The sequence below is a fragment of the Massilia sp. BKSP1R2A-1 genome, from assembly GCF_050586525.1.
GTDB lineage: Bacteria > Pseudomonadota > Gammaproteobacteria > Burkholderiales > Burkholderiaceae_D > Telluria.
The window spans coordinates 14,957-24,777 of sequence record NZ_JBOBRE010000005.1 but is presented as its reverse complement, the minus strand read 5'-3'; the positions used below and the strand labels follow the sequence as shown (position 1 = coordinate 24,777).

The 9,821-nt window shown below is 68.8% G+C and carries 9 protein-coding genes; 7 read left to right on the top strand and 2 right to left on the bottom strand.

Annotation, left to right across the window (positions count from 1 at the left end):
• Window positions 1-148: 148 nt before the first annotated feature.
• From ACQ7JA_RS09320 to ACQ7JA_RS09290, 7 genes are all read left to right on the top strand, one after another.
• Window positions 149-1,126: a tripartite tricarboxylate transporter substrate binding protein BugD gene (locus tag ACQ7JA_RS09320; RefSeq protein ID WP_430896885.1), complete on the top strand. Its 978-nt coding sequence runs from the start codon at window positions 149-151 to the stop codon at window positions 1,124-1,126.
• 85 nt (window positions 1,127-1,211) lie between these two features.
• Window positions 1,212-1,676 (top strand): tripartite tricarboxylate transporter TctB family protein, encoded by a 465-nt coding sequence (locus ACQ7JA_RS09315; protein WP_430896883.1) that lies wholly within the window; start codon window positions 1,212-1,214, stop codon window positions 1,674-1,676.
• 3 nt (window positions 1,677-1,679) lie between these two features.
• Window positions 1,680-3,182 (top strand): tripartite tricarboxylate transporter permease, encoded by a 1,503-nt coding sequence (locus ACQ7JA_RS09310; RefSeq protein ID WP_430896881.1) that lies wholly within the window; start codon window positions 1,680-1,682, stop codon window positions 3,180-3,182.
• Between the two features lie 152 nt (window positions 3,183-3,334).
• A complete protein-coding gene (locus ACQ7JA_RS09305) occupies window positions 3,335-3,970 on the top strand; it encodes a response regulator (protein ID WP_430896879.1) in 636 nt (211 codons plus the stop codon).
• A gap of 9 nt (window positions 3,971-3,979) precedes the next feature.
• Window positions 3,980-5,554 carry an ATP-binding protein gene (locus tag ACQ7JA_RS09300; protein ID WP_430896877.1) on the top strand — a complete coding sequence of 525 codons (1,575 nt, stop codon included), beginning with the start codon at window positions 3,980-3,982 and terminating at the stop codon, window positions 5,552-5,554.
• Window positions 5,551-5,919, top strand: a complete 369-nt coding sequence (locus ACQ7JA_RS09295; protein WP_430896875.1) for a response regulator — start codon at window positions 5,551-5,553, stop codon at window positions 5,917-5,919. Before ACQ7JA_RS09300 ends, ACQ7JA_RS09295 begins: the two co-directional genes overlap by 4 nt.
• 298 nt (window positions 5,920-6,217) lie before the next feature.
• The gene (locus tag ACQ7JA_RS09290) at window positions 6,218-6,481 is read left to right on the top strand and encodes a hypothetical protein (protein ID WP_430896873.1); all 264 of its coding nucleotides are present in this window, start codon (window positions 6,218-6,220) and stop codon (window positions 6,479-6,481) included.
• Window positions 6,482-6,485: 4 nt separating this feature from the next.
• Here ACQ7JA_RS09290 and ACQ7JA_RS09285 read toward each other — a convergent pair whose 3' ends face one another.
• Together ACQ7JA_RS09285 and ACQ7JA_RS09280 are read right to left on the bottom strand one after the other, a co-directional pair.
• Entirely contained in the window at window positions 6,486-7,478 is a 993-nt protein-coding gene (locus ACQ7JA_RS09285; protein WP_430896871.1) for a Csu type fimbrial protein, read from the bottom strand.
• Window positions 7,475-9,817: a fimbria/pilus outer membrane usher protein gene (locus tag ACQ7JA_RS09280; protein ID WP_430896869.1), complete on the bottom strand. Its 2,343-nt coding sequence runs from the start codon at window positions 9,815-9,817 to the stop codon at window positions 7,475-7,477. The genes ACQ7JA_RS09285 and ACQ7JA_RS09280 overlap by 4 nt, the downstream gene beginning before the upstream one ends.
• Window positions 9,818-9,821 lie beyond the last annotated feature (4 nt).

Below are 9,821 nucleotides of genomic sequence, written 5' to 3'. Positions count from 1 at the left end.
TAGTTGCAATACTGACTATTTGCTGGTACAACGAGCCCTGCGTATGCACGCTCCTGGCAGCAGGCTGGAATTCGTCGCGGCCGGCAATGCGGACCCTGCGTCGCTCTATAAAAAACCGTCGTACAACACGAGTTAGAGGATGACACCGATGAAAACCACCTTCCTGCGCTCCGTCGCAGCCATCGCCCTTGCGGGCGCCGCCTTCGGCGCCCAGGCGCAGAACTATCCGACGAAAACCATCACGATGGTCGTGCCCTTCGCGGCCGGCGGACCGACCGACACCGTGGCGCGCCTGGTCGCACAGTCCATGGGCGCCACCCTCAAGCAGCAGATCATCGTCGAGAACGTCGGCGGCGCCGGCGGCACCATCGGCGCGGCCCGCGTGGCCAAGTCAGCGCCCGACGGCTACACCATTTTCCTGCACCACATCGGCCACTCGACCGCCCCGGCCCTGTACCGCAAGCTGAGCTACAACGCCATCGACAGCTTCGAGCCGATCGGCCTGGTCACCGACGTGCCCATGACCCTGATCGCGCGCGCCAACTTCCCGGCCAAGGACTTCAAGGAGCTGCTGGCCTACGTGAAGGCCAACAAGGAAAAGGTCACCTACGCCAACGCCGGCCTGGGTTCGGCCTCGCACCTGTGCGGCATGCTGTTCCAGACCGCCATCGGCACCGACCTCACCACCGTGCCCTACAAGGGCACGGGCCCGGCGATGAACGACATGCTGGGCGGCCAGGTCGACATCATGTGCGACCAGACCACCAATACCACCAGCCAGATCAAGGGTGGCAAGGTCAAGGTCTACGGCGTCACCACCAAGGCCCGCCTGGCCTCGATGCCGAACGTGCCGACCATGAGCGAAGCCGGCCTGCCGGGCTTCGAAGTCGCCGTCTGGCACGGCCTGTACGCGCCGAAGGGCACGCCGAAGCCGGTCGTCGACCAGCTCTCGAACGCCCTGCGCGTGGCGCTCAAGGACCCGACCGTCAAGCAGCGCTTCGCCGACCTCGGCACGGAGCCTGTGGCCGAGAACCGCGCACGTCCGGAAGCCCTGCGCGCCCACCTGAAGTCGGAAATCGACCGCTGGGGTCCGATCATCACCAAGGCCGGCCAGTACGCAGACTGAGCCTGCGCCCGGCGCCATACCGGCTGCGCGGCGCCCTCACGGCCCGCGCAGCTTCTTCACATACCAACCGCAACAAGGGGTTCGCTTGACTTCCATCGTCCGCCATCCGAAGAATTTCTGGATCGGCATCATCTTCATGTTCTTCGGGCTCGCCGCCGTGTATCTCGGCTGGGAGCTCGAAATGGGCACTGCCGGCCGCATGGGTCCGGCCTACTTCCCCGTCGCCCTCGGCTGGATGCTGGCCCTCGTCGGCCTGATCGGCGTGGTGCGCTCCTTCATCGGACACGGCGACAGCGTGGGCACCTTCCACATCAAGGACATCGTCATCATTCTGTCCGCGGTGCTGCTGTTCGGCTTCCTGATGCGCGGCGCCGGCCTGATCGTGGCGGCCTTCGTGCTGATCATGCTGAGCTCCTGGGCGAGCAAGAAGTTTCAGCTGCTGCCGACGCTCCTGATCGCGATCGGCCTGACGGCCTTCGCGGCGATCCTGTTCGTCAAGGTGCTCGGCCTGCCGATGCCCCTGGTCGGACCCTGGCTGTCGGGGAGCTAAGCCATGGAAATCTTCGCCAACCTCGGACTGGGCCTCGAAACGGCCTTCACCCTCCAGAACCTGTTCTACTGCCTGATCGGCGTGTTCGTCGGCACCGCCGTCGGCGTGCTGCCGGGCCTGGGCCCGATCGCGACCATCGCGATGCTGCTGCCGGCCACCTTCGGCCTGCCGCCGATCTCGGCCCTCATCATGCTGGCCGGCATCTACTACGGCGCGCAGTACGGCGGCTCCACGACCGCCATCCTCGTCAACCTGCCGGGTGAGTCATCCTCGGTGGTGACGGCGCTGGATGGCTACAGGATGGCGCGCAACGGCCAGGCCGGCAAGGCCCTCGCGACCGCGGCCCTCGGCTCGTTCTTCGCCGGCACCGTCGCTACCGTCCTGCTGGCCCTGTTCGCGCCGCCGCTGGCCGACCTGGCCCTGAAGTTCGGCCCGGCCGAATACTTCTCGCTGATGGTGCTGGGCCTGGTGGCCTCGGTCGTGCTGGCCAGTGGTTCGCTGCTCAACGCGATCGGCATGGTGCTGCTGGGCCTGCTGCTCGGCCTGATCGGCACCGACGTCAACTCGGGCGCCCAGCGCTACACCTTCGACCTGCCTGAACTGGCCGACGGCATCAACTTCGTGATCGTCGCGATGGGCATGTTCGGCATCGGCGAAATCATCCGCAACCTCGAGCACGACGAGGACCGCAGCCTGATGATGAAGAAGGTCAAGGGCCTGATGCTGACCAAGGACGACTTCAAGCGCATCGTCGCACCGGTCCTGCGCGGCACCGCGCTCGGCTCGGCCCTCGGCATCCTGCCGGGGGGCGGCGCCATGCTGGCCTCGTTCGCATCCTACTCGATCGAGAAGAAGATCTCGCCCAACGCCAAGGAATTCGGCAAGGGCGCGATCGAAGGCGTGGCGGCGCCGGAAGCGGCGAACAACGCCGGCGCCCAGACCTCCTTCATCCCGATGCTCACCCTCGGCATCCCGTCGAACCCGGTGATGGCGCTGATGATCGGCGCGATGATCATCCAGGGCATCCAGCCCGGTCCGGCCGTGATGACCGAGCAGCCGGCCCTGTTCTGGGGCCTGATCGTCTCGATGTGGTTCGGTAACCTCTTCCTCGTCGTGCTGAACCTGCCGATGATCGGCCTGTGGATCAAGATGATCCTGGTGCCCTACCACCGCCTGTTCCCGGCGATCCTGATGTTCTGCGCGATCGGCGTGTTCAGCCTGAACAACAACGAGTTCGACGTCTACCTGATGGCGCTGTTCGGCCTGTTCGGCTACATCTGCGCCAAGCTGGGCGCGGAGCCGGCGCCGATGCTGCTCGGTTACATCATCGGACCGATGATGGAAGAGTACCTGCGCCGCGCCCTGCTGCTCTCGCACAGCGACCCGATGGTCTTCGTCACCCGTCCGATCAGCGCCACCATGCTGGCCATGGCCGCCATCGCCCTGATCGTCGTGCTGCTGCCGTCGCTGCGCAAGAAGCGCGAAGAAGCATTCCACGAAGAGTAAGGCTCCCGGGTGGCGCGACATCGGCCGCGCCACCCGCCTCCCTGCCCCATTTGTGGTGAGATCGCTGCCATCGCAGCGCCGTTAAGTGTTTCCACTTATTTCTTCATGGAAATCGCTTGACTCCCGCCATTGAAACAGTAAAATCGGTAAATATGAAACCGACCGATGACCACGCCCTCGCCGAGGCGCCTTACGATCCCAGCGCCTTCTGTTCCACGCGCCAGGCTGCCGATCTCATCGGTGTATCGCACCGGACCATCCAGTTGTGGGTCGAGAACGGCGCCCTGCAGGCGTGGAAGACCGCCGGCGGGCACCGCCGCATCACCATGGCCTCGATCCAGAAGCTGCTGGACCAGCGCCGCGCGGCAGTGGCGGCGCCGCCCGCCGCGTCCGAACCCGTCGCCGCCGGCCGCCGCCGGGTTCTGATCGTCGACGACGAAGCCTCGCTGCTGCGCCTGTACGAGCTCGAGATGTCGACCTGGGACATGAACCTCGACATCGTCAAGGCCGCCAACGGCTTCGAAGCCCTGATCCGCATCGGCGAGCAACGCCCCGACATCTTGGTCAGCGACCTGTCCATGCCGGGCATGGATGGCTTCCGCATGATCCGCACCCTGCGCGGCGATCCGGCCTACGCAGGCATGGCGATCATCGTCGTCAGCGGCCTCGATCGCCCCACGGTGCAAGCCATGGGCCTGCCGGAAGACGTTCCTTTCTTCCCCAAGCCGGCGCCGTTCGCGGCCTTGCGCCGCGCCGTCGAAGAAGCGCTGGCGCCGGCCGCCGCCTGAGCTCCCGGCATGTCGACTTCCCTCGATGAAGCGCGGCGCCTGCGGGTGCTGCTCGACCTGAACATCCTCGATACCGCCGCCGAGGAACGCTTCGACCGCATCACCCGCATGGCCGCCCGGCTGTTCGGCGTACCGATGGCGTTCGTGAGCCTGGTGGACGCCGACCGCCTGTGGTTCAAGTCGCAAGTCGGCTTCCCCTTCAGCGAAACGCCTTCGGACAAGTCCTTCTGCCTGCACGCTGTCCAGCAGGACGGGATGCTGGTCGTGTGCGACGCCCGGGCCGACGAGCGCTTCGCCGCCAGTCCCCATGTAACGGGCTTTCCGCAGGTGCGCTTTTACGCCGGCATGCCGATCGCGGTCAATGGCGCCTGCATCGGCACCTTCTGCCTGGTCGACACCGTCGCGCGCGAATTCGCCGAGGAAGACCGGGCGATGCTGCGCGACCTCGCCGCCGTGGTCGCCAATGAAGTCGCCGCCACCGCGCTGCAGGAAGCGCAGGCCCGCCAGCGCAGCAGCGAGGCCGCCCTGCGCACCCTGCTCGAGCACCTGCCCGACAGCGTGCTGCTGCTCGACGGAGCCGGCGCCGTGGTGGCGGGCAATCCGGCCGCCGAGGCCCTGTTCGGCATGGATGCGGCTGCCCTGTCCGGCCAAGCGGCGGCCGCACTGCTGGGCGTGCCGGCCGAGCGGCTGCAGCCTGAGCCGGGCGCCGGACCGCTGCGGCTGGACTGCACCGTCGCCGGCCCTGGCGGCCCGCGCCAGGTCGAGGCCGCACTCAGCCGCCTCGAGATCGATGGGCGGGCACACCTGGTCCTCGCCATCCACGACGTCAGTGCGCGCCGCGCCGCCCTGGAAGCGGCCCAGGCCGCCGAGGAGCGGCGCCGCGCCTACTTCCGCACCGCGACCCACGAGCTGCGCACGCCGATGGCCAGCATCCTGGGCTTTTCCGAACTGCTGGTGAAACGCGACTTCGATCCCGCCACCGGGCGCGAGCTGCTCGGCATCATCCACACCCAGTCGACCCGCCTGGTGGACCTGATCAACCAGATGCTCGAACTGGCGCGCCTGGATGCCGGCGGTCCGGACGAACAGCGGCGCGCCGTCATTGCCTTGCCGGCGCTGGTTGCCGCCTCGGTCTCGGCGGCGGCCACGCGGGCGCCGGAACGCGCCGCCGACCTCGCGGTGCGCGGCGCCGACGCGCCGCTGGCGCCGATCCTCGCCAACCCGCAGCGCCTGCAGCAGGCACTCGAGCAGCTGCTCGCCAACGCCCTGCGCTTTTCCCAGCCGGGCAGCGCGGTGACCGTGGCGATGGCGCCCGCCGTCCGCGAAGGCCGTGCCGGCGCCATGCTCGCGATCCGCGACCAGGGCATCGGCATGGCGCCGGCCCACCAGGCGCGCATGTTCGACGCTTTCTACCGCGCCGGCGAGCGGCCCGACCTGGAAGGACACGGCCTCGGCCTGACCCTGGTGCGCGAGGTGCTCGGCGCCCACGGCGCGGCGATCGAGGTCGCCTCGCGTCCCGGCGCCGGGACCACCGTCACCGTATGGCTGCCGGCGACACAGGACGCGGCGGAAGGCGCACGATGAGCAAGCGCATCCTCGTCGTCGACGACCAGCCCGACCTGCGCCTCCTGATCCGTCTCACCCTGCGCCAGCTCGGCGAAGTAGTCCAGGCCGAATCGGCCGAGCAGGCCCTGGCGGTGATCGCCGCGGCCCGGCCCGAGCTGGTGGTGCTCGACGTCTGGCTCGGCCATGGCCAGAGCGGCATCGAGCTGTGTCGCCGCCTGCGCGCCGACCCGGGCACGAGCGGCCTGCGCATCATCCTGTTGTCCGCCAATGGGCAGCAATCCGACATTGCGGCGGGGCTGGCGGCCGGCGCCGACGACTATATCGTCAAGCCCTTCAGTCCGGAAGGACTTCTGGCCGCCGCCAGCCGCCTGCTGGCATCCTGACTGTCGTATTCCCGCCACCCCCTCCACTTTAGAGTGGACCCTCTAGCGATTCTTGTTGCTGGACGTTCCAGCAAAATCGAAACCGCTGCGCCCACGGCAGCCGGCGATGCCTTCGATGCTCTGCCGAATCCCCTCCCCGGGTACAGCCAAATCGGTGAAACCGAACATTGACTTAATCTCAGTGCAACTACTTGCCGGAAAGACCATGCTTACCGTTACTAGCAGCGACTAGTTTATTCAAAGCAACTCCCTTGTATGATGTGACAACGACGAACATCACACGGATAAGGAGCGGTCGATGAACAAACTGGCGATGGCAGCTCTGCTGCTGGCAAGCGCTTGCGGCGGGGTCCAGGCTGGCGGCTCGTCGTCTGCGACGATGGAAGTGACGTTCGTGATCCGCGCCGCCTGCACCGTGCAGGCCGACGCCGGCGCACCGCAGGTCGCGTGCTCGCAGGGCACCGGCTACCAGGTCGTGCGGCCGCAAGCCGCACCGGCGCCAGCCATGCAGGCGCCAGCCGGCAGCGCCCAGTCGGGTGAGGCCTGGCAGATTATTTTCTAGGAATTCAAAAGTACAGCGTCGCCGTCACGGTGTCGCTGTAGTTGCCGGGTGACGGAGAACGCTGCGCCGGCACTGCGCCATACAGGGGAAGCGCCTGCACCGCCCCGCTCCCCACGCCCCCGTAGATTGCCGTGCCGGCGCTGCCGTCGCCCCAGGGCAGGCCGTCCTGCGTGCTCGACAGCGTGTACGCCACCGTCTCGCCGGTCGCCGCGTTCTTCATGCGGCGACCGGCGACGCTGCCGTGCAGGCCGCCGTTGAGCGCGATCTGGTAGGGATTGTTGGCGGTGCACTGCACGTTCAGCGAGGACGTCGCGCGCCGGGTGTCGCTGAGGATGCTGTTGCTGCCGAAGTCGAGTTTCCCCGCGCTGATGATGCAATCGTTCGCCACCGTGGCCCGCGCCTGGAAGGAAAAGGTGGTGCTGCCGCCGGCGGTGCAGGGTTGGGTCTGGATGCCGCTGAAGGCATAGAACACCGTCCCCGCTCCGCTGAAGTTGCTTGCATAGACCGTGCTGGCGCCTCCCGTCGTGCCCACGCCGGCCATCGCGGCGGCGGGGATCCTGGCGTAGATCGGGAAGGAGCGCGACACCGAGCCGAGCTTGAGCAGGCCCGCGAACTGGACCGGGATGCCGGCCGTCCCCGGAATCGCCGGGCCGCCCCAGATCGCGGCGTTCGCATAGCTGGTGTCGGTGTAGAGATTGAACCCCATGCGCCTCCCCCCGTTGACCAGGTAGCGCGGGATGCCCCCGCCGCCGCTGCCGGCCCCGAGATCCACGCATACGGTCACCGCCGGCAGCAGGAGTAGCGGGGGCTGCAGGTTCAGCAGGGTCCAGGTGCAAGTCACGGTCAGGGTGCCGCTGGCATAGGCGTCGCTTGCGGCGACCGGATTGACGGCGCCGAAGTCGATGTCGGTCATGCTCGCCTCGCAGGTGTCGGCGCGCGCCACGGCGGCGCTGCTCAGGAGGAACAGCAGGGCAAGCAGGCGGAGCATGCGGGTCATGGTGTGTTTTCCTCGATGGGGAGGCAGCGAACCGGTCCGATCTGGGGCAAGGCGTCGCCTGCCTTGCCGGGAGTGGGATCGTCGAAGGCCGCTTCGCAGGCGTCGCGCCCGGCGCCGATGCGCAGGCGGGTGCGTCCGCTCAGTCCCTCGACGAACACCACACCGTCGAATCCCGCGACGGTGTCGATGCCGCCCGCGACCGCGACGCGCACGCCCGGCGCGATCGGCTTGCCGGCGGCGTCGTGCACGATCACGGTCGCAGCGCGGTAGCGTTCGACGGCGAACAGCGCCTGCACCCCGGCCAGGGCTTGCGGCACCACTTGCATGCTGGTGCTGCGTACCCGCATGTCGGCCGGCAGGCCGGCGGTGTCGATCGAGACCTGATTGGCGGCGTAGGGAATCAGGTTGGGCAGCAGGATGCGTCCGTTCGCATCGGTCACGCCGATCGGGCGGTTCTCCTGCAATACCGGCACGCCCGGCTGGCCGGTCGAGACCAGGGCAAAAGCGGCGCCGACCTGGCGCGCCGGCACCACCGCGCCATCCATCGCGACCAGCGCGCCCGACAAGCCGGCGCCGGCGGCCTGTACGCCGCCGGCGCGCAGCACGCTGGCGTTGACCATGCCGTGCGCGCCCAGATACTGGAGCTGGCCCTGCTCGAACCGCTGGTCGCCGCTGCCGCCGGACTGCAGGCTCCACCCGAAGCCGCCTTCGAAATCCGGCGCACGCGTCACCGTGGCCACCCGGCTGGCAGCCCCGTTCTGGCGTCCGCCGCTGGCGCTCGCCGACACCCGGCTGCCCAGCGCGAAGCTCAGCGAGGCCATCATGCCGCGCGCCTCGCGACGGTCCAGATCGCGGTAGGCGCTGACGCTCAGGTAGGCCCCCAGGCCGAGCGCGCGCGACCAGGCAAGCGAGGCCAGGCGCGCGCTGCCTGCCGCGCCACTTGCATCGGTCGCCCGGCCCGTCGCCGGCAGCGTGTAGCGGATATAGCTCGCGCTCAGGCTTCCCAGCGCGGGCAGCGACCAGGCCAGGGCGGCGCGGTCGCTCGCGCGGCTGACCGGCTGGCCCTCCAGGCTGCCCAGGTCGCCGAAGCCGGCGCTTGCGCGCGTACCCTGCAAATCGATGGCGATGTGCTGCGAGACGTACTGGTAGCCCAGCTGCAGCTGGGCGCCGCGCTGGCGTCCGGCGCTGCCCGCAAGCGCGGCGCTCGCCACGCCGGCCATGCCGAGGCGCAGCAGCGCGCCGGTTCCGAGCGTCGCCTGCGAGCGTCCCGCTTCCGCATGGGCCTCGACGGTCAGGGCCTCGCTCACGCCGTGGCGCAGCGAGGCGCTGGCGACGGGCGTGCCAGCGTAACGGAAGGATTCCATGCCATAGTCGCGCCGCAGCACGCCGGCCGAGACGGCGAAGTCGGACAGGCCGGCGGCCATCAGGCGGGTATCGACGTACAGCGGGACCGAGCGCGACACGCTGCGGCCGAGCGCATCGCGGGTCACCAGCGTGGCCTGGCCCGCGCCGTTCAGGCCGCCAACGCCGTCGACCACGAAGGGGCCGCCCTGCACCTCCCGCGCCATCTGCTGGACCCCGTTCACGTACAGGCTGACGTTGCTGGGCACCACGGCCGAGCCCGTGATCGCCGCCACCGGATAGGTCTGGAGGTCCGGCCGCAGTTCGAAATTCCTGCGCCATTCGACGCCCGCCATGCGGTAGGAACGCGACCAGTTCAGGGATGGCGTGACGAAGTCTCCCACCTGCAGCGTGGACAGGGTGGCCGGATCGGAGCGGGTCCAGGAGGTGTCGTAGCGGATGTAGCGGCGTTGTCCGCCGTACAGGACCGCGTTGCCGCTGCTGGTGAGCACGCCATGGCCGCCGAACCAGCGCACTTCGTTCAAGGCCGACAGGCCGCGCTGCCCGCCGAAGCGCGCATACAGGTCGTAGTTGAGGAGCAGGCCGGGGCTGGCGTTGCCCTGCTGCGCTTGCCGCAAGGGCCGCGGGCGCAGGACGGTGGGGTCGCGCAGGGCGTCTTCCACGCGCAGGTCGACACTCTGGGCGGCGGCATCGAAGGCGAAACGCAGGCCTTGCACGGCATCCAGCTCAACGCTGCCCGAGGCCGGCAGGCCGAGCCGGGCCGTGTCCAGGCCCGCTTCGCGCAGGGATGCGGCATCGCCGACCAGGCGGCCGTCCGGCAGGCGCCGGAATGGCAGCACCGCGCCGGTCGGGCGGCCATCGATGCGGACTTCCAAATAGAGTTCTTGCGCAGCATCCTGCGCAAACGCGGTTGCCGCCAGCGCCAGCAGAGGCGTCGCCAGCCAGCGCGCACGGCGCGACCTGCGGTGCAATCTCATGCCT

Bases quoted from the DNA above. Each gene is read 5' to 3' on its own strand.
- ACQ7JA_RS09310 (WP_430896881.1), top strand. From the start codon at position 1,680: ATGGAAATCTTCGCCAACCTCGGACTGGGCCTCGAAACGGCCTTCACC.
- ACQ7JA_RS09320 (WP_430896885.1), top strand. From the start codon at position 149: ATGAAAACCACCTTCCTGCGCTCCGTCGCAGCCATCGCCCTTGCGGGC.
- ACQ7JA_RS09285 (WP_430896871.1), bottom strand. From the start codon at position 7,478: ATGACCCGCATGCTCCGCCTGCTTGCCCTGCTGTTCCTCCTGAGCAGC.
- ACQ7JA_RS09280 (WP_430896869.1), bottom strand. From the start codon at position 9,817: ATGAGATTGCACCGCAGGTCGCGCCGTGCGCGCTGGCTGGCGACGCCT.
- ACQ7JA_RS09295 (WP_430896875.1), top strand. From the start codon at position 5,551: ATGAGCAAGCGCATCCTCGTCGTCGACGACCAGCCCGACCTGCGCCTC.
- ACQ7JA_RS09300 (WP_430896877.1), top strand. From the start codon at position 3,980: ATGTCGACTTCCCTCGATGAAGCGCGGCGCCTGCGGGTGCTGCTCGAC.
- ACQ7JA_RS09290 (WP_430896873.1), top strand. From the start codon at position 6,218: ATGAACAAACTGGCGATGGCAGCTCTGCTGCTGGCAAGCGCTTGCGGC.
- ACQ7JA_RS09305 (WP_430896879.1), top strand. From the start codon at position 3,335: ATGAAACCGACCGATGACCACGCCCTCGCCGAGGCGCCTTACGATCCC.